We start from the raw sequence: 19,412 nt of genomic DNA on the forward strand, positions 1-19,412 counted from the left end.
AAAGTTTAGATACTTCTAAATTACCCGATTAATTGGGGGACTTTGATTCCGGTGCCCCCCGATTTATCGAAGGGTTAGGGGGGATCTAAAAGTTCATAAAGTCACATTGAAACACTTTCCAGATAACCTCTTAGGAGTTAGACGCAAGCTGACGAATTTTAACCACACTTAAAGTAGGGTAAGCACTATACCAAACTTTTACTGGCTGATTATATTTTTTTATATAATCAGCAAAAGCTTCGGAGTCTTTTTGGACTGGAATTAACCCTTCAGCATTTTCTAAATGCACTAACACTGCATTGAAAAAGTCACTAACTACTGCAACAAAGTCATCAACATATTTCTTAAAATCTCCGTCATAGGCAGTAAAGAGTGCAAATTTAGCATAATACTCTTCCCCTGATTCTGGCGTAACTTTTTCGAGGAACATAAAACGCCCAAAATGCACTGTACCAATCTGATCTAGTGCTGTTCCAAAAGTCCCAGTTTCTAAAATTTCCTTTAGGGCTTTATAGTTTTCTGGCACTGGGGCCTTAATTGGGGCAACAAAGCTTAATGGACTTTGTTCTGGTTTAGTACTCATGATCATGACTCCTTAGTATTTTTAGAACTGAACGCGGGTATTGCTTGTTGTGGCTATGTCCATTTAGTTTTTATTAGTAAATAAGATGCGTTTCTCGTGACCTTTTAAGCGGACATACAAGGGCAAAGTTTTGGCTATTTAATGGTCTGCTTTTTACGCTGTACTGTACTAGACAGTAAGGGGCTAATACCGAACTTTTCCAGCACCATGTCGGACGTTTGCAGTGCGCCTTCAACCCAACCCTGAGCGTCTGAATAGGCTTCACCACAGATGTAGAGTGAGCAATCAGTGCCGAGCGGTTGGATAATTTGTTGCTTCACCTCCCAGCTTTTTACACCGATATTCCAACTATTCCATCCACCGCCAAACGGGTCGTCACCCCAGTCGCGGAATGCGGCGTTCTGCACATCCGGTGTATAGTTGAGACCGTGGATGATCCCAAGCTGGCGTGCCACCTCCTCAACCATCGGTGCCGGCGCCACGTATTTGTCCCATTCGCTGTTAAGCTTTTGCTTGCTTGACCCCAGGTATGGATTTTTCACTAATTCTGCAACCTGCCGACGCGCTTGCCAAGCCTGATGTCGTTGTGGGCGGAGACCGTCCCAAAAGCCGATGTCTGTGCCATCATCATAACTTGCCATCAGCATCGATGGCCCCTCGGTGGCTGGTTTACCGTCGTCCTTCGGCCAGTAATAGGTTTGCCGCACTGGCAGGTCTGTGACTGTTCGTCCAGACTCAACTGGAATGAACTTACCATCGTCCGTGTAGCCTGCTGCACGCCACCACGGGTTAGTATAGGTTGTGAAGAGCTTGAAGAGTGGGCGCGGTGTGACGCTAGTGATGAGGTGCTGAATCTCCAGCAGAGGCGGACTTGTGGGCACAAGCAGATCGAGTGAGCGGCGCGGCATAGCGAGGATCAATGATTTTGTAGCGATCGTTTCTCCCTGGATGCTCAGTTCAAATGTGGCGTTTTTCCAATCGAAGCCGTCAAGCCTAGTATTGAGCCGAATTTCGCCACCAGCTTTGGAGAAAAGCTGCGCTAATGATGTGGGTACCTCCTGAAATCCTTTCTTAAAACCCTTGTATTGCGGATCAATGCCAAAATCGGAGAGATACCAGGGAATTGCATCAGCGGCATTCCAGTTAGTGAGTGTTGAGTTGTAGCCGCCAGCATCGATGCCGAGCTCGTAAGCTTCGCCGCTAATGATGCGTATTAGCACGTTCCAAAAGCCTTGTTTCCAGAGCGGTGTTCCAGCGAAGCTCGCGTTCTGCACCATCTCTCGGCGTTGAGATTCAGTAAGCTTTGGATTTGTGATTCCCGGTACAATCTGCTCAATCGCATTGATGATGATGCTGCCTGCTGTACCACCACGTTCCAGAAAGGAGAGATGATACGGCACTTTATCCGGTTTGATAATGAAATCGGAAAGCCGGAGATAGACACCACGGAGATAGGCGATGTTTTGTGGTTGATCGACCGGAAAATCATACAACTCAATCTGCTGCTCTAGTGGGAGGACTTTATTAAGCTCTCCGATGAGCTTTGCGATCAGTGGTTGCACTGCTGGGAGGATACGCATCCCCCCAAGTTCCGCAACCATGTTTGAAATATCGGGCGGGCGCACTGAGAGCAAACGCCCCCCAATATAATCGCTCCCCTCGAAGACAACGATATTTTGATCTGGGTAGGCTTGTTTGAGCCGCCACGCACTATAGACGCCTGATACACCACCACCGACGATCGCAATATCGATTTCTGCCATGATTTGTCATCCTCTATTGGTGTTTGGTTTTGGTTTAAAAAATAATCGGAACATTCACCACTGCGCCAGGAGCCTGCGTCCGCAAAAATGATTTTTCCGCTTGACGATGAAAAAAGTTGAGCGGCGGTTGTGCGGTATAGCGTGCAGACATCTGCTGGGTCAATGGCGTTGAAAGCGTGTCTTTGGCAGTTCGTACATCGAGGATATACGAGCGCCGGGTTTCCAATACATAATCAATGCCGCGCCGTACAGCAGAACTAACGTCCTGGGAAGTCTCTACAATCTCACCATCTTGACCACCGAAGGCCCTCGCCAGAGCTACAAAGTCGAGTTTTGGCCTCTCAATTCGCAGATACTCAGGGTCATTAGTCTTCGGTTTCCAGCCATAGCCAGGTGCAGAGCTATATGCAGCGACTACCTGTTGCAGTCCGCTTTGCAGTGTTTGGTATTCCTGATTGTTCGTAATGATATAGAGTATGCCGAGTTCGCGGTGTGCCGCAGTCCACCAAGTTTGCGGATAAAACAGCGATGAGCCATCACCAACGGCATTAACGACCAGGCGCGTCTCAATGCCTTGCCAACCAAAGCTTTCGAGTTTAATTCCCAGAGAAGCAGGCATTGACCAGCCGAGGGAGCCGCCAGCTACGCAATAGTAGCTAATAGGTGTGGCCCCATCATTGCCAAGTGGAAGAAAATACTGGAACGGTGCTGGATCGGAGACTGCCTCATGGACGTACACAAACTGTTTCTCCAGACCGCGCTCCTGAATCGCCTCGCGGAGCGCGTCAGCAATGACAACAGCCCAAATCTCATCTTTTGTAAGTGCTAGTTCCAAATATTGTTGCCACTGTTGATGTCGCTGGACATTGAGTTGTCGCAGATTCTCGTTGCGCTTTACCGCCTCTACCGGGGGATTCTGACGAACAAGGTTATTGATCAGTGGGAGTGTTGTTTTGATATCGCCGAGAATTCCCACCTGGCTATAAGAGTTCTTGCCGATGTCCCAGGTGTTATTCGTCAAATAAATCTGCTGAACAGTGGGGGGAATCAGAGGACCGTCGGAATACTTGAAAACTGTAATCTGAGCTTGAAGACCGAAGCCGCAGAAAAAGGCAACATCATGATCCTGAAATACTTGCTGCATTCCTAATTGGGTACCAGGAAGTTCTCCCTGCCAATGGAAGTCATCGTTGGGGAAATTCGCCACGCTACTGAAGGTCTGGAGTAGTACTGGCGCGCCAAGGAGTTCTGTCAGCTCCTGTAACTCTGGCCAAGCATTAGCATATCCAACCGCATCACCGGCAATGATAATCGGGTTCCTTGCTTCTGCCAGCAGCAAAGCCGCTTGCTGGATTGTTGATGAGTCACCAGTGAAATGGGGCGATATCTGCGTGATCCCTGCAATACGATCTTCGGGATCAATGTGGCGCATTGTAAATTCCCACGGGATGGCGACCATCACTGGACCGTTAGGCGGCGCGATCGCCTCTTTGAACGCACGCTGTAAAACCAGCCCAATTTCCTCGGGTGTCCGAACCTCATGTGCCCATTTCGTATACTGCCGTGCCAGATCAACGAGGTTTGAGGCCAAGAGTGGCTCTTGTGTTACTAACTCATTTTGCTGCTGGCAACAAAGTATTACTAAGGGGACATGCGATCGCCAGGCGTTGAAAAGATTACCGATGCTATGAGCGATACCCGGTGTAACGTGGACAACAACAACGCCTGGTTTGCCGCTCATCCGTGCCGAACCCATCGCTGCACCGATGGCGATGTTTTCATGTAAACATTCAATGTATTGGACTTCATTTTCTGGATATGATGTGCCATCAATAATTGGAATTTCGTTTGTACCTGGTACACCAAAAATGTAGTGAATGCCTATCTCACGCAGAATGTCGAAAATGTAGTCGCGAGTCCAGCGTTCTGGGTGTTGTATAGTCTTATTTGTCATACTTTATTATGCGGATTATGCCAAAACGGTAATAAATCAAAAACGCAAACCTGATTTTGTCAGCCATAGATCGAAGAAATACAGTTCCGCTTCTAGAGCGTGCTTGATGTTTTCTGCCTGCCGAAAGCCGTGCTGTTCGCCGTCAAAGAGAAAATAACCTACGGGAATATTTTTACCCCGCAACGCCTCGACAATTTTCTCCGTTTGGTTGGGAGGAACAATTCGATCTTCATTGCCTTGAAAAAATATCAGGGGCGAAGAGAGTTTGTCAGCATGATGCACAGGAGAGCGTTCTTCATAGAGGTCACGTCGATCTGGATAAGGGCCAATTAACCATTCGAGATAGTGCGACTCAAATTTGTGCGTATCCCGAACCAAAAGCTCTAAATCACTAACGCCATAAAAACTGGCTCCTGTTTTAAAGAAATTGCGAAACGTTAAGGCGCTTAATGTTGTATATCCACCAGCACTTCCTCCTGTTATAGCTATCCGTTGGCTATCAACTAAATTTTTTTGAATGAGATACTTCGCTGCATTGATACAGTCATCAATATCAATAATTCCCCATTTTCCTTTCAGGCGATCGCGGTACTCCCTACCGAATCCAGTGCTACCACCATAGTTAACGTCAAGAATTGCGATCCCTCGACTTGTCCAAAATTGTTTTGACAAATTTAAAGTATCGTCAGATGCTGCGGTAGGACCACCATGACACATCACTAATAGAGGAGGTTTACTTCCAGCAGATGCAATATACTCAGGATTTTTGGGAGGGTAAAAAAAGGCGTGTGCTGTCAACTCTTTCTCGGTGGGGAACTCAATAGCTTCAGAAGTAGAAAAATAAGGTTGCCATTGCTGGTTTTCTTGAGTAGACCGACGTAGGATTTCGACTTCGTAAGTCTTTAAGTCAATCTGAACTAACGCTGAGGTCATAGTGGGTGAACCTGCAATAGCCACAACCTTTTCGGGTGTGGCATGAAGAGCTGTGAAATAAGTAAACGGTGTATCGATAGGCTTAAGCAAACCCGTCAAGAGGTCAATGATTCCTAGTATCCACCTTCCTCCTTTTGCATAAGTGCAGACGATATGGTTGGCAGATACAAATGCATAGGTAGAAGTTCCAAACTGCCAAGGAGGCTGACCGAACTCAGCCTCATCCAAAAGAACTGGTTCAACTTTGCCATTCACAAATTTATAGAGGTTCCAGTAACCGCTCCGGTCAGAAATGAAGTAGAGTAAACCATCCGGCGACCACTTTGGTTGTAATATTGATTCTGTTGAACCACCTGCAACTTTTTGTGAGTTCTCCAGTTTCCCCTCATCTGTGCAATTAGCAATCCACAATTCTGTGGCTACCCAAGGCATATTTGGATGGTTCCAGGTTAGCCAGGCAATTTGCTTACCATCATGAGTCAGTCGAGGAGATGAATAGAAATCATTACCTTGAACTAGAGACTCCAATTTCCTACTGTCCGCAACCGCAACCGCAACCGCAACAATAGAATTGACAGGCTCACCGAGTTCATTTGTGTGATCTTCTTGGATGCAGATAATTCGATTCCGAGCCACGTCGTAATCACCATCTGCGTATCGCTTTTTCTCATCAGGTGTCAATGGCTGGGGGGTGTCTATATTAGTTTGTCGATAAATCCGTTGATCGTTGAAGTTTGAGAAATATATAACTCCGTCCTTCACAACAAAAGCACCACCTCCATATTCGTGGACTAGTGTTCTAGCACTGAAACCCTTTGGAGTAATATCGACAATTTCGCCATTGGCAGTTCGTCTGACAATTACATATCGACCTTTTTCTGATGGTCGTGACTCGATCCAATAAACGTCCTTGCCATCTAACGCTACTTCTTGAATATTAATCGTTTCAGCAACGATAGCGTCAGCAGTAATAGGAGACTTCCAGAATCCATAGGGGGATTCCAGGGGTTGTGGCAAATCCATACTTGTAATTACTTATAGTATTTTTAACAAAAATTGCTGGGAAGTATCTCCCCATAGCAAATGTCGGATAACAATTTATTTGTCGTGTTATGAAATTAATGTCGTTAAACTTTTAAATTGATGTAATTTCCATCCCAGCTATGTTGTAGCACTTTGGATTCCTTAGAACAACGGCAGGTAAAAAAGACTTATGCTGCGTATAATGGGCTAATGCTTGATATTGCGTAACTTGACAGGGTGCATTGTAGAGCGGCACTAATGTGTTAACAACGACAAATAATTTGTTATTCTACAAAAGAACAAGCTCAATACATAGTTACTAATATTTTCAAGATTATCTGAATGCTATAAAAGTGAATGTAATAGTATAAACTTCTTTACAAAACGCGATGTGCGACTTATTTCCGCATTTCTCACAAGCCCTGCGATGGCTACGCCCGCCGCAGGCATCGCACTTTTCATAATCCTTACCCAGAATATGTTTCGGGCATTTTTAGCAGTTTATTTGTTGATGCAGTGTGAAAAACCAGAATCTAGATTGTATAAGGCTTTGAGAATTCTGGTGAGAAATCCGGGTATTGTTTCGTTACAAAAGGCTGGTGTACGAATGATTGAAAAGAAAAATCCCACAATCCTCATCTGGAGAGAGAAAATCGTCACCATGACTAGAATGAGGGAAAGATGCTTTCTATTGAAGAGTTTATCGTTGCCGTATTTTGTTGTATTGACAACTTGCTAATTGAAATCACCTAAATCTACCCAATAAAGAGACGAGGTTTGTCTTAATTAGTCTCATTTTCAGCAATACTATACCTTTGGCTTACTTATCCTCTAACTTTAGTTAGAGGATTAACTATTTGAGCTTATCATAATGAAATCATGTATCGAAACATGATTCAGATATCAAATACCCAATTTTTTAAGACTAGACATCTCCAGAAATGATATGAAGGCGAACAACCCTTCGCCCCCAATACGGTTCGGTTAAAGGTATTGGTTTTGAATACATCCTTTACCCAATACCTGCAAGGCCATTCCCCAGACCACACTTGATTGTGAAAAATGCTTATCCGAACCGTATTACGTTCGCCCCTACTAAGGATTTTGAGCAACGCAGAATCAATTATTCGGGATGTCTACTTAATAACTATTGGAAATTCAGAATGTTGCTCGATGAATGGGATAGTTTTCAGTCTTAAAGTTTTTCTATCTAACTGAGAGAATTCAATTACGGGCTTAACAATAGTTTTGGTTCTACTACTTATTTAGCTCCTAATTTTAATAGATAAAACTAGGATTTAGATATCTCTACAGATATTAAAAATTTTAACTGAAGCTAATCACTAACTACTACAGAATCAATACTTGATAATGCTTAAAAAAGCATAATGCCATATAAAGAGGGATAATTATGACCACTGAATCAGCGGCTAAACCAATCACTCACAAATTTGATAAATTCCAGACTCTTGCTACTGAAAAGGGAGCTGTTCGCGCTGTAGCAGAGAAAATGTTGGACTTGCCTGCACAAATACATCCACCTATACTTGGTTCTCGCACGCGTATTTGGAAGCAAGATCCTTCTGTAACAGAACTAAAATTGCCAAGAACTGTTTATGTTCACACCGAAGTAAACGATGGGCCTAGTGACTCCCAAATTAGAATAAAGGGTGTTGTGCCTGTTCCTGCGGATGTTAATCGAGATTTTTTACCAGACCCTGCTGCAAATGTGGAAGCTTTCGACGCGGTACATACTTATACTGTCGTGCGTCAAGTTCTTACTTTCTACCAAAGAGTATTGAAGAAAAAGTTGAATTGGCAGTGGGGTCAAGATAATGGTGAGCAAGCAATCAATGTTTATCCTCATGCAGGAGAAACGGCAAATGCCTTTTATAGCCGTGAGGAAAAAGCTTTAAAGTTTTTCTATTTCACTCCCTTTAAAGATTCAAATTTAACCTCGAAAGTTTTTACTTGTCGTTCACTAGATATTGTTGCCCACGAAACTGGACATGCAATATTGGACTCGCTAAAGCCTGAATGGATCTTATGGGATGCGCCAGCACAAACAGGAGCTTTACACGAGTCATTTGGTGATTTGACATCCATCTTTTTGATTCTGTCTCAGTTGGATTTGGTCGAGTATATTGTCGCGGAGACGAAAGCAGATTTACATCAAAAGAATATATTGGCTGAACTAGCAGAGGAATTTGGACTGGCTTTTAACTTACGTAATGGGTTGCGAAATGCAGATAATAACTTAAAACTCAGTGAGGTTACTCCTGAGGTACATGACTTGTCTCAGGTATTTACAGGAGGAGTGTTCGACACTTTGGCAGATTTGTTTACATCACGCAGAGATCCCTATGTGCAAGATAGTGCCGAAGTTCTCTACCAAACTGGGAAATATTTGGGTGAAGTTGTGCTGCGTGCTATCATTGAGTCCCCAAACACTAATGCCAGCTTTGCAGATGTGGCTAATGCCATGATTAGAATTGCTCAAACAGACGGCAATCACGATTACGCTAAATTTGTACAGAAAAACTTTGAATTTCGGGAAGTTTTGGGACCAAAAGCTTTTGGGACTCACATTGATTTATCCAATTTTGGTATGTATCCTAGTCGTCGTTGCGCTTGTGGGACAATGCAGCATCCACAATATAGACCAAAGGCTGCTCATTTGAATGGCACTAACACAGATGGAATGGTCAAGACACCATAAGTGTAGGAGAGCAAAGAAGCACGGGAGAAAGAAGAAGCTCTACGAGTATTTGAGTCGAATGTCATGAACAAAAGCTGAAATCTTTGCCAGGGCAGGGTGTAGGGAAGTTGTTGATTTGTAGGTATTATTTGGTTCTTAGTTTTTTCCTTTACATCCCTACCCCTTACACCCTTACGCCCGAAAACCAGCTATATTAAGGGTTTGTGTTTTTTAAGCGTGCCATTCGCATTTGAGCCAAAGGGATAAATACTCTTCTTCCCCTCTGCTACTCTGCAACCCTTACACTCCTTACACTACTTGCTTTTAGACTTAACTTAGTGCCATTCACTTCTCACTCAAATAGAAAAAATGACAAGCAAGCTTAATGTCCCCTCTCTTTGAGGGGATGGCAAGGAGAATAAGCAAGTATGAAGTATAAAGTGTATGACCGCTCTCCTGTATGAAGCATTTATTTTTATATCTTTTGTCTTTGATCTTTCTTCTTTTCCTTGCCCATCAGTTAATAAGTGAGGCTTACTCAACTATGAAAGTTAAGTTCGTTCAGTCAGGAGGATACGCAGGCTTGAGAAGGGGTTGCGAAGTGGATACAAACTTACTTCCAAGCAACGAAGCGGCTAAGTTAAAGTCTTTAGTGGAACAAAGTGGCATTCTACAGAAAGCTAAAAGTAATCATGCGCCACATGCCCGCGACTTGTTTAACTACAATATTACTGTTGAAACGGCTGAAGGCGAGGAGTGCAATGTCTCATTTGATGACTTGAGCTTACCTGAAGGTATACAACCATTGCTTAACTATCTCCAAAGTTGTGCGTATCCACTTACGCCTAATGTGAATTAGGAAAAAAGGCAATCTTTGTCATAGTGGATGATTTGTATTAAAAGCAAGTAAAAAGTTTTTTAGCTTAAGTTTCTGTACGATTACTACTAGAAAGCCTCATTTAATAAAGAGTATTGTAAATAATTTTGGGAAGTTAAATTATGAGTGAAAACACCCATAATGTTATTTTTTTTGACATAGGCGGTACTCTTGGATCTCCAAGAATTTCACCCTTTCCCTATCGCCTTGAAGGTTTAGATGTTTATCCTTATGTGCCTGATATACTACGGCAGTTGCGTGAGCGCAACAGTCGCATCGGAATCATATCGAATATCGGCGATGATAAACCCGAAAACGTAAAGAGAGTGCTGGAAAAGTGCCAAATTTATGATCTTTTCGATTCTGATCTAATCATTTATGGTGCAAAAAACTCTTCAGAAATCTTTCAGTTTACAGCACGTCAAGCAGGCCATTCTGATACTCCAAACCAGTGTCTATTTGTTGGTGAGGATAGTCATGAGCGAAGTTATGCAATACAAGCTGGTTGGCGTGTAGTTCCACATCCTTGTCTAGTTTGGGACGTGCTCAATGGTAGCCATTTAAGGTATATTCGCATAACTGTCCCAAGCGATCGCAGTGAACAGGGATGGCAGCAAGTCATTAAATCTTTACCTGTTGTACCTTTGTATGTGACTGGTGACAAAGGAAATCAGGTTTATGCGATCGCCACAAGCCAAGCGGCGATGAGACTTGATGATTTGGGATTTGCAGTAGATCGCTTGGGTAGTGAAGACGATCCCCTGACTACAGAAGTTTATTTACTACGGGACGATCTTCAAAAAAGCACTGGCTTTCTCAACCCACAAGGAAGATCAACGGAATTTTTTGCTAATGATGAATCCTCTAAAATGGTTTTGGCTTCTTCAACCGAAGGTCTTTTCGTTGCCTTACCATCAGATCGCTCAGTAGAGGACTATCATTTTGAGAACGCCCAACACGGACATAATCTGAAACTGCTGCCCGATATTAGTTTGCTCGAACCATTTGGAGAAGGTAATAATGCGAGAACTGCTGGCTTTTTAACCTCCCCTACCACTGAGGCATCCTTAATTCAGGCTGAATTAGACAAATTTAAAGCCATTACACCCGACAAAATTCGCAGCCATGTGGAAAGGTATGCAGGGATCAAACCTCTCGATGAGCAGCAAAGAATTATCAAAAGCCGACATATTCACAGTCCAGATATGCCGTTGGTTACAGAAGCATTAGCACAAGACCTAAAAAGCATTGGGGGAGATATTTTTAGTGTCAGAATGAATCAGTTTGTCCACGAAGGACGGGAGTTATACAACGTCGAGGCAGAAATTCAAGGCAGTCAATCACAGGAGATAGTTCTGGTCACTGCCCATTTAGATTCTACTGCTGCCAGCGATAGGCCTTACGATGCCAAAAATGATCCTGCCCCCGGTGCCGATGATGATGCAAGTGGAGTTGCTGCTGTCTTAGGGCTTGCCGAGGTCATCAAAGAGCTTAATTCCCTTAACCCATCTAAGAGAACAATTCGCTTTGTCCTCTTTAATGCCGAGGAGCATGGCTTAGTTGGTAGCCAAGCTTACGCCAGAACGCAAGCGGCGATCGCTGCTCCCATTGTTGGCGTGTACCAGATGGACATGATTGGTTACAACATCGAAGCTCCTCGTTCCTTTGAAGTTCACGCTGGTTATGCTAAATGTGCCGACGTGCAGAAGCGATCGCTCGTTCTCGCCCAACGTCTTGAACGGCTAGTTTCTGTTCTGTCTCCCACACTAGAACATCCTCAAATCTATACCCAACCCGACCCTGCCGAGGGTAGAAGCGATCATGCAAGTTTCCACCAACGGGGCTACGCAGCTTGCGTTACATCTGAGGACTTTTTCGTAGGTCCCGATCCCACATCACCCGAAGCTGAACCCAACATCAACTACCACCGAAAGGGAGATAAGTTTGTGGATTTTGACTATGCGGCTGATATTGCCCGCGTAGTTGGCGCTGCTGCATGGGTGACAGCAAATGCTTAATTTGGGTTCAGCCCATAAAAGGTTATTAAAACCTAGTAGTCTGCCAACCCAAAAATGCGCTTGTGAGGTCTGGGGAAAGGGGAAAGGGTAAGGGATTTAAAACCTTTACCCCTGCCCCTTATCCCCACTTCGTGGGGGCCCCCCTTTCCCTTTACCCCGCCAAGTTCACTTGGCGAACTACTAGTTTTTCCCTTGTTCTTTAACTTCTGCTTTCTCATTACAAAAAGGTTAGGTATGCACAATGGTACATTCTATTGACCGTCGTAATTTCAGCACAAATCGTGCGACTCAAACGCGTATTGATGAACTCAGCGAATTTGCGTCATCTGTCTCTAATCAATTGCCTGGAGACCATACTGTTAGTGTCGCTTATTTGAATTCACTCACAGGTACGCCCAACACTCTCGTTTCAAACAATGCCCCAAGCACAGATGGATCGCTGATTGATCGAGCGTTAAACTTTGTCAGCCAGACTAGTGCTGCTTTCGGATTTGCTCCCAGCGAACCAGTAGAATTCGTCCCTGACCCGACCATTGAAACAACTAGTGCTGATAGTCGCGCGGTTCACTTACAACAAACCTATCGCGGTATTCCTGTCTTTCAGATGGTTCGTACTGTTCGCTTTTCTTCTAACCAGAAGATTAATGAAGTCGTCGGAAATAACGTTAATCTCCCAACCGGGATTAATATTGCGCCGCAAATTGATGTTACCCAAGCCGTAACAGCTGCTGCTGGGTATATCGCTAACCCCAATGAAACTGAGGAAATAACAGACGGTTGGGGACAGTCAATAACCCCTATCAGCGTGGACTTGTCCGATTACAACCCGCGAGTGCTAGTTACTTTTCCCATGCCGAGTCAACCGACAGTCTTGGATAAAGGGCCTTTTGCTGACTTGATTTCCGCTCATCTGGTTCTTTTTTATCAAAATCCTGAGACACGTCTCGGATGGTACGTGCAGATTACTCTGCCAGATTATCAAGATCAATACGAAGTTATTATCTCAGCCGATCAATCTAACCCAGACATTCTTTACTGTCAAAGCTTAATGAGAACGGTTGTGGAGGGCAATGTTTATACAGAAAATCCCAGGACTACCCCACGAAGAATGATTCGTTTTCCCAGAGACTTGAATGAGTATCCTGTTCCAGTCCCCCAACCTCTGCCTCCTCAATTCCCTGGTGATTGGTGTACTAACAACCAGTCCGTTGGCAATAATACTATCGCGGCTCTTTGGGAGGAAATATTTCCAGGACGGCAAGAACGTGAAATTCAGAAACTTCAGGGGCAGGAGCAAAATGGTAATGTCGTGTTCAATCCTAACGACCCTGATGGACATGAACAGAAGATATTAAACATCTTCTACTTCTGCAACTATATGCACGATTTCTTCTACCTGTTGGGCTTCAATGAAGCAGTCGGTAACTTTCAAAAGATAAATTTTACAGGGGAAGGAACTGCTGGCGATCCGGTGGATGCTCGCGCTTTTCTTGGTACCGTTAGAGGAACAGCGAATATGTTAACCCTGGCAGATGGGCGAAAAGCCATTATGAACATGGGGTTGGTAGATCCTCCTGGTCGGCATACTGCTTTTGATGCAGATGTAGTCTTCCATGAATTTGCTCATGGCGTGACTAACCGTTTAGTCGGTGGTCGAATGAATAGTCCACGGGGACTCCAACAGCCTCAAAGTCGGGGAATGGGTGAAGGCTGGGGTGACTATTTTGCTCTGACGATTCAAAATTTCGGTAAGCCAGTTGAGAAAGTTGTCATAGGCGATTGGGTGACTGATAATCCAAGAGGTATCCGTCACTTTCCCTACAATAGCAACTTTCCCGATCGCTTTGGCAAACTTGGGACAGGGATCTACAACGAAGAACATAATATCGGTGAGATTTGGTGCGCCACATTAATGGAGATGAATCGCCAGATTGGGCATGCATTAGGCTCGCAAGAACGCGGTCATCAGATTGGCTGGCAAATGGTCGTTGATGCCTTAAAACTGTCTCCCTCTAATCCCAGTTTCCTAGATGAACGTGACGCAATACTCAGCGCACTTAATGACTTGCTTACGAAGGGACGCTTAACGAGTGACGAACACGCTAAGGTAAGAAAAGCTGTTTGGACAGTTTTCGCTAAGTTTGGCATGGGGGCTAATGCTGATTGTTTTGGGGCTTCGCTCAATGGAATTGTTGAGGATACTAGTCTGCCCACAGGCTTATAGATAAAGCGTAGGGGTAAAGGAGCATTTCCTGCCCCTACTCAATAAACCTCGACTTTATGCAATTACAAAATGTTCTTAGATTTCACCAAGTGCATCCCGTGCGGCTAACATATTTGTTTGTGACGCAACACTTTGGAGTTCCGCGATTGATGGAGTTCAGAGTCTTGAGATTTTCTGGAAAAATTTAGCTTACCTTCAATTGTAAAAAATGACCTTTAAATCGACAAAATTCAAATCAAAAATTTTGATTGTCTTGAGTTTGATTTTTATTTTCTTTATTAGTGTGATTTTGGCTAATAATCATGCCTTAGTAGTATATGTACCAGAAAAATTAAATACAAATCTTTTTTTAATTCATACATTTTATAATGAAACACGACATAACATGGTTAGTGCTGATTTTGGAGAGCAGTTTCAATTGAAAATTAGTGAAATTGCTAGTATAAACTCTGGAAAGTTTGAACTAACTTTACTAGACGTAACAGAAGATTCAAGATGTCCTTCCGATCTAAATTGTTTCTGGGCAGGACAAATACAAATTATTGTTAAAGTTTTAGTAGATAAGGAAGATTTGGGAAAATCAAATTTGATTTACAATGCAAGCCGGAGGGATTTAGCTATCAAAAAAATTGATAATTATTTAATAGAGTTTATTAAGGCTGAACCTTATCCCAAGAGTAATCAAAAAATAGAACTTTCAGATTATGTTTTTACTTTAGTAGTTTCTCTACTAAAAGATAATTAAGGAAGGTGTAGAATAACAAATTATTTGTCGTACTGGGTTGACAACACGCAGTCTTTAAAAAAGCATTACCACTTTTTAAAAATTACAAAATTGTTGTGTTAACCCTGTTCTGTCACTTTCGGAAAACAATAATCGGAGCGAAACTCTGAAACTTTGATTTGATAAAGTTTTGAGCTTTTCTTTTCTAACAGAAACTAAAATTTATAGCCAAAAGCTGAAAAATAAAGCTCTCAAAGGCTTTCAGGCATTGGCTTCTCCCAAAGTGACAGAACAGGGTTAGCAGACCGCGAATTTTGTTCAGTTATACTGTTTCGCATCCTAGCCCTTTTTGTCCCACCGTAAGGGGTCGAGGACATCCAAGCGTGACTAGTTTTCTAAAACCTAATGATGTGCTTGTAGGGGATAGAGCTTTTTGTGCTTATCCGGGCAAGGTAGCGATTGTACCAGCGATCGTACCAGCGAGGGATTCGGCAATCAGCAGATGGTGCAGTTCATTCCAGAACTCTGCAAAATGCACTTTTAGCCAGTCAGATTTGCACCACCAGCCCATCGTTTCATAGAGGTGTAAAACGGAGGTGAAAGCAAAATAGGGTACACGGGCAACGGTTTCCAGTACAAAAAATCGTGCAAAGACGCGATCGCGACCCTGATAAAAAGTATTCAACCAGGCTTCCAAAAAATTAACGAGCAGTCGAATCATGATGTTTAGTGTCTTAGTTTTTTGAAGCGATATCCTGCATGAGCTAGAGTGAATGCGTCTAGGTCAATGTTTGGAGTTGGCAACCTGTTCAGAAAGCGTCAATAAAAAGGCGAGGTTAGTTGCTGCTTTAAGCGCGTGGCGTGCGTTGGCGGGTATAAAAGCAAAGACTCCAGATTCTAGAACAATCTCTTGATCTTCCAGCGTCAGCACGCCTTGTCCTTCAATCACATTCACAGTCGCATTGCGAGGATTGGTATGTTCTGCAATGGTCGATTCTGCCGCCAGAGACATCAGCGTATAGCGGCAGTTTCCATCTTCTAGCAGAACCTTACTTTTAGCTCCATGCTGGGGATACTCAATGATGTCCGCCCAACGAATTTTGGTTATCTTCAATGAGAGTATGCTTGTAGTCATGGGATGTTTCCTTTGTTGCAGAGAGATTAATTTGAGCGACAAAGACACTTATAGATTGAGTGTCTGTATTGAATTATGGAAAGACAATTTTGGCGATCGGCGCATGACCTAAGAAAATATAGGCAGCCGGTCTCAGCACACTTTCAGAATAGATAATCTTTTGAATGTCCAGGCTGGGCGCACGTTTGGCGGTGGCATTGTAGGTGGCGATTTCTCCTTTTAGGCTGAAATCGCTCTGAGTGAGGTAGTGGTCATTGTCGTGCATTCCCTGGAAAATAAAGTTATAGATGGGGTTAAGTCCCATCGTTGTGTCGTAATTATCGGGAGATACCCAGAGATGACTTTGCTTGATGTCAGTAAACATCTCTGCGGCATTGTTATAGCGCTCGTACCATGAGAATTCTAGATTGAGCGGGGTACTCTGAAACTCACCCCAGAGCCAATCACACAGTTCTGCGAGTGTTGCATCAGAAATTTCGGCAGGGTCGCCTTCCAGGTATAATTTGGCAAGGGTTTCGACCTGGGAAATTTTTGTGTTTCCTTGAATAGATGTCATATTATCTATTTCCTGTTTTTTTGATAACTCTGATTTCTAGCTTTATTGATTGCTTTCAAATATTGCCTTTGCTTGCATAAGCTTTTGATACTTTTCTTCGCTGACTGTTGGGTATTTGAGGTTCAGTTCTTTTAAATGGATGGAACAGTGAAAGGACGGATCAAATCATCGAATTTTTCGATGGAAAATCGGTTCAAGAATGAATCACTGTGGCTATACTGATTCGGTCATACTCTTAAATCTCCCTTGTCAAGCCACGGTCTTAAGGTAAGTGCTGCCTTTACCTAATTGAGTTTGTAAATCGCTCAGGTGAACATCAACGTGAGTGATGCGATCGCTGAATCGGCTCAGGCTCTCTTCCACTACACCATTAACCTAAGTTGCTAGTGCTTCGTGACCTTCGATGTTATGGCCGGTATGGATTTGGATTTGCACGATGTTCTCCTGTTGTAATTGTGATTGGCTTAGTTTCGAGCCTTCAGGTTAATCTCACTTAAAGTAATCTGCAACTATTGCAACTAAGTATGTGGCGATCGCTTCCAGTAGGCGGTTACGCCATCGCAAAAAAAGTGAGGCTATCCTACCTGAACTTCCTCCTCAGTTTGAACCTTTGCTAAAGCCGCTTTTAGATTTGCTTCCTCGACCTCCGCAAAATCCCTTATTAGTTCCCTTGTTTTTCACTAGAACATAAAACATCGAATACTTCTTGTATCTTGCTAGGTAAATAAGTTCAATTTCATCTACCACTTTTGAATGTTTTATCAGGATCTGTATAATTTATACGATTTAGATATTGCAGTTGCAGCAGGTGGTATCAGTGGCTACGCTAAGGTTAATTCAAAAATCTCTGCTAGTGTGGCAGGGACGGCAATAGCTTAACTTCTTCCATTCTTGGACAAAAGGATCTTCCAATTGGGTAAATGTTTCGGGAATGTCAAGAGATTCCGTGTCAATACTGTTTTGCGGTTTCGACTCCTAATAAGCAGATAATAGATGGTTGAGAGTTCTTGCTGTGGAGGAACAGCGTTGAGAAACTTATCAGGTGATAAAGGCACAATCTTAGTAGTAGATGACGAAGCCAGCATCCGCCGAATTTTACAGACGCGGTTAGAAATGATTGGCTACAACGTAGTTACAGCCGGGAAAGATTTATTCGCGGTTAGAAATATTACAGCAATTGTGGGGTTTTGTACCAGAGATGAATACAGATACCCGTGTGGTAGATGTGCATATCTCACGATTGCGGACAAAGGTAGAATCAGACCCCAACAACCCAGAATTCATTATTACAGCAAGAGGTAGTGGTTATTTTTCCACGAATTATTGATTCAGAACAGGAATAGCAGAAAAATATGAGTAAGCTCATCTTAATTACAGGCATAAGTAAAGGTCTAGGTTATGCGATGACCGAGGGTTTTATTCAACAAGGGCATACTGTTATTGGTTGCGCCCGTTCATCAGATGCTATTGATAAAATACGCCAGAATTTTAGTGCGCCCAATGATTTTACTTCTGTAGATGTAGCAAATGAACAGCTTGTAAAAAAATGGGCACTAGACGTACTTCAAAAATATGAACCGCCAGATATATTAATTAATAATGCGGCAATTACTAATTATCCAGCACCTTTGTGGGAAATACCATCTGAAGAATTTTCTGATCTAATAGATATCAATATCAAAGGAGTAGCGAATATAATTCGCCATTTCGTACCAGCAATGGTGAAAAAGAAACGGGGTATTATTGTTAACTTTAGTTCCGGCTGGGGACGTTCGACTTCAGCCCAAGTTGCACCATACTGTGCTTCCAAGTGGGCAATCGAAGGATTAACTCGTTCTTTGGCACAAGAATTGCCAACTGGTATGGCTGCTATACCCCTCAATCCAGGTATTATTCATACAGATATGCTTTCTATTAGCTTTGGAGAAGAAGCTGCTAATTATACACCCGTGTCCGATTGGGTATTGAAAGCTGTTCCGTTTATTCTCAATTTAAAACCCAAAGATAACGGGATTCCCTTGACTATACATTAAAGAGTGAATCTCAATTGCGTAGGCGTAGCCAGTCGTAGACATCGTTGCCATTAGGAGCCGACAGTTGAATCATCTCAGTAAAACGTGAATACTTAACCGCATCGGTAGGGGGATAATCTGCCGACACTGCAAGTAACCCAATTTTGATATCCTCGAAATAAATCACACCCCCAATACGTCCATCAAGAAAGGAAAGCTCCATGAAATAAATGATATGGAGCTATGTAGATCAGCAAAAAGTCACTAATATTTATTGCCCTGCTAAACATCTGCTGACAAGTTTTTTGGAGGACAGCATCTAGATATTTATTATGGGCAGGCTCACCCAGGTCAGTAAATTCCGGCCAATCTGCAAAATGATCCATATAAAATAGCCAGATATCGGACAAGTCTGCGTCATTCGTCAGTTTTTGCTTAAGTGACTGCAATCGGTCGATATTCATATTGTGGCAAACAGACAGTACTGTTAAAAAGTTACCAATTATTTGTGCGTGAATGGGGGATTGTTGAGCCGGCTGGTGAATTAGCTGGTTTGCCTTTCCCTATTAATGCTCAGATGCTGCGGCATGGAACAGGTTATCCCAAGGCGAATAGAGGCGATGAAGTTTGTAGATGCTGAGTTATCATTGTCTACTCTTACACTTGTACACTTAACCGTATTTTCTCGTGATTTCTTTCAAAAATCAAATAGGATTCCTATCTTAAGAAGTTAATATAAAGCAGTCAATTTCCTATATGAAGGTTAGTTAAATATTTGCTCAACTGTCTTAACTGTCCACCTTATTATCTTCTTAACTGTCTTAACTGTCTTAACTGTCTTAACTGTCCACCTTATTATCTTCTTAACTGTCTTAAATGCTATAGCATTTTATTGAAAAAACTGAGATTATT

18 protein-coding genes are annotated in these 19,412 nt (G+C 43.0%); 10 read left to right on the forward strand and 8 right to left on the reverse strand.

The features are described 5' to 3' along the window. Positions 1-130: 130 nt before the first annotated feature. The 4 genes from G1O98_RS14275 to G1O98_RS14290 form a co-directional block, all read right to left on the reverse strand. Positions 131-583, reverse strand: coding sequence for a hypothetical protein (locus G1O98_RS14275; RefSeq protein ID WP_163929412.1), 453 nt, complete (start codon positions 581-583; stop codon positions 131-133). A 134-nt stretch (positions 584-717) separates the two neighbouring features. Beyond that, a complete protein-coding gene (locus G1O98_RS14280; protein ID WP_163929413.1) occupies positions 718-2,346 on the reverse strand; it encodes an FAD-dependent oxidoreductase in 1,629 nt (542 codons plus the stop codon). A gap of 34 nt (positions 2,347-2,380) precedes the next feature. After that, positions 2,381-4,300: a thiamine pyrophosphate-binding protein gene (locus G1O98_RS14285; protein ID WP_163929414.1), complete on the reverse strand. Its 1,920-nt coding sequence runs from the start codon at positions 4,298-4,300 to the stop codon at positions 2,381-2,383. 36 nt (positions 4,301-4,336) lie between these two features. Further along, positions 4,337-6,256 carry a prolyl oligopeptidase family serine peptidase gene (locus G1O98_RS14290; RefSeq protein WP_163929415.1) on the reverse strand — a complete coding sequence of 640 codons (1,920 nt, stop codon included), beginning with the start codon at positions 6,254-6,256 and terminating at the stop codon, positions 4,337-4,339. Positions 6,257-6,647: 391 nt separating this feature from the next. Here G1O98_RS14290 and G1O98_RS14295 point away from each other — a divergent pair, with 391 nt between their 5' ends. The 6 genes from G1O98_RS14295 to G1O98_RS14320 all read left to right on the forward strand — a co-directional run bounded on the left by G1O98_RS14295 (position 6,648) and on the right by G1O98_RS14320 (position 14,818). Further along, on the forward strand, positions 6,648-6,995 hold the full coding sequence (locus G1O98_RS14295; RefSeq protein WP_163929416.1) for a hypothetical protein: 348 nt from the start codon (positions 6,648-6,650) through the stop codon (positions 6,993-6,995). 672 nt (positions 6,996-7,667) lie between these two features. Further along, positions 7,668-8,975, forward strand: a complete 1,308-nt coding sequence (locus G1O98_RS14300; protein WP_163929417.1) for a hypothetical protein — start codon at positions 7,668-7,670, stop codon at positions 8,973-8,975. 523 nt (positions 8,976-9,498) lie between these two features. Next, on the forward strand, positions 9,499-9,813 hold the full coding sequence (locus G1O98_RS14305; RefSeq protein ID WP_163929418.1) for a protealysin inhibitor emfourin: 315 nt from the start codon (positions 9,499-9,501) through the stop codon (positions 9,811-9,813). Positions 9,814-9,953: 140 nt separating this feature from the next. After that, positions 9,954-11,849, forward strand: a complete 1,896-nt coding sequence (locus G1O98_RS14310) for a M20/M25/M40 family metallo-hydrolase (RefSeq protein ID WP_163929419.1) — start codon at positions 9,954-9,956, stop codon at positions 11,847-11,849. A 241-nt stretch (positions 11,850-12,090) separates the two neighbouring features. Further along, positions 12,091-14,073 (forward strand): M36 family metallopeptidase, encoded by a 1,983-nt coding sequence (locus G1O98_RS14315; RefSeq protein ID WP_163929420.1) that lies wholly within the window; start codon positions 12,091-12,093, stop codon positions 14,071-14,073. Between the two features lie 208 nt (positions 14,074-14,281). Beyond that, positions 14,282-14,818 (forward strand): hypothetical protein, encoded by a 537-nt coding sequence (locus G1O98_RS14320; RefSeq protein WP_163929421.1) that lies wholly within the window; start codon positions 14,282-14,284, stop codon positions 14,816-14,818. A 418-nt stretch (positions 14,819-15,236) separates the two neighbouring features. On the opposite strand, the gene G1O98_RS14325 is transcribed toward G1O98_RS14320, so the two are convergent. From G1O98_RS14325 to G1O98_RS14335, 3 genes are all read right to left on the reverse strand, one after another. Next, positions 15,237-15,518 carry an alternative oxidase gene (locus G1O98_RS14325; protein WP_167306197.1) on the reverse strand — a complete coding sequence of 94 codons (282 nt, stop codon included), beginning with the start codon at positions 15,516-15,518 and terminating at the stop codon, positions 15,237-15,239. Between the two features lie 63 nt (positions 15,519-15,581). After that, entirely contained in the window at positions 15,582-15,980 is a 399-nt protein-coding gene (locus tag G1O98_RS14330; RefSeq protein WP_345940552.1) for a cupin domain-containing protein, read from the reverse strand. Positions 15,981-16,005: 25 nt separating this feature from the next. Then, the gene (locus G1O98_RS14335; protein WP_163929423.1) at positions 16,006-16,488 is read right to left on the reverse strand and encodes a transposase; all 483 of its coding nucleotides are present in this window, start codon (positions 16,486-16,488) and stop codon (positions 16,006-16,008) included. Between the two features lie 753 nt (positions 16,489-17,241). Here G1O98_RS14335 and G1O98_RS14345 point away from each other — a divergent pair. From G1O98_RS14345 to G1O98_RS14355, 3 genes are all read left to right on the forward strand, one after another. Beyond that, complete coding sequence (locus tag G1O98_RS14345; RefSeq protein WP_322745215.1) at positions 17,242-17,367, forward strand: hypothetical protein; 126 nt, start codon at positions 17,242-17,244, stop codon at positions 17,365-17,367. A gap of 298 nt (positions 17,368-17,665) precedes the next feature. Beyond that, on the forward strand, positions 17,666-17,815 hold the full coding sequence (locus G1O98_RS39970) for a winged helix-turn-helix domain-containing protein (RefSeq protein ID WP_243458440.1): 150 nt from the start codon (positions 17,666-17,668) through the stop codon (positions 17,813-17,815). Positions 17,816-17,840: 25 nt separating this feature from the next. Further along, entirely contained in the window at positions 17,841-18,521 is a 681-nt protein-coding gene (locus G1O98_RS14355; RefSeq protein WP_163929424.1) for an SDR family NAD(P)-dependent oxidoreductase, read from the forward strand. Between the two features lie 10 nt (positions 18,522-18,531). Here G1O98_RS14355 and G1O98_RS39975 read toward each other — a convergent pair whose 3' ends face one another. Then, positions 18,532-18,723: a hypothetical protein gene (locus tag G1O98_RS39975; RefSeq protein ID WP_243458441.1), complete on the reverse strand. Its 192-nt coding sequence runs from the start codon at positions 18,721-18,723 to the stop codon at positions 18,532-18,534. Positions 18,724-18,939: 216 nt separating this feature from the next. Between G1O98_RS39975 and G1O98_RS38985 the strand changes: the two genes are divergently transcribed. Continuing rightward, positions 18,940-19,140, forward strand: coding sequence for a hypothetical protein (locus G1O98_RS38985; RefSeq protein ID WP_175586673.1), 201 nt, complete (start codon positions 18,940-18,942; stop codon positions 19,138-19,140). The last annotated feature ends 272 nt before the right edge of the window (positions 19,141-19,412 follow it).

The organism is Nostoc sp. UIC 10630 (genome assembly GCF_010747425.1).
In the GTDB taxonomy this organism is placed as follows: domain Bacteria; phylum Cyanobacteriota; class Cyanobacteriia; order Cyanobacteriales; family Nostocaceae; genus Nostoc.